Consider the following 277-nt stretch of genomic DNA (forward strand, 5'->3'; position numbering starts at 1 on the left):
GTTCAGTAACAATCTAAGCGGCTAATAAATTGTTGCTTACAGGTTTTTTCATTTATATTAATGGGTAATAGATTATAAAAATAAGAAACACAATGGGACACGAAACGACAAAAGTATTGGTTGTAGATGATGACATGCGTTTACGCAGCTTACTGGAGCGCTATTTAGTAGAGCAAGGCTTTATTGTAAGAACAGCGGGTAATTCAGAGCAAATGGATCGGCTTATCGAACGTGAAAACTTTCATTTAATGGTGCTCGATTTAATGCTGCCGGGTGA

1 protein-coding gene is annotated in these 277 nt (G+C 37.2%); it reads left to right on the top strand.

Annotation, left to right across the window (positions count from 1 at the left end; all coding sequences use genetic code 11):
- Window positions 1–92: 92 nt before the first annotated feature.
- On the top strand, window positions 93–277 hold a 185-nt coding region (locus tag AAEY62_RS22185; RefSeq protein ID WP_350636565.1), incomplete at its 3' end, for a response regulator.

Source organism: Pseudoalteromonas sp. GW168-MNA-CIBAN-0100 (assembly GCF_040309225.1).
Classification (GTDB): domain Bacteria; phylum Pseudomonadota; class Gammaproteobacteria; order Enterobacterales; family Alteromonadaceae; genus Pseudoalteromonas; species Pseudoalteromonas arctica.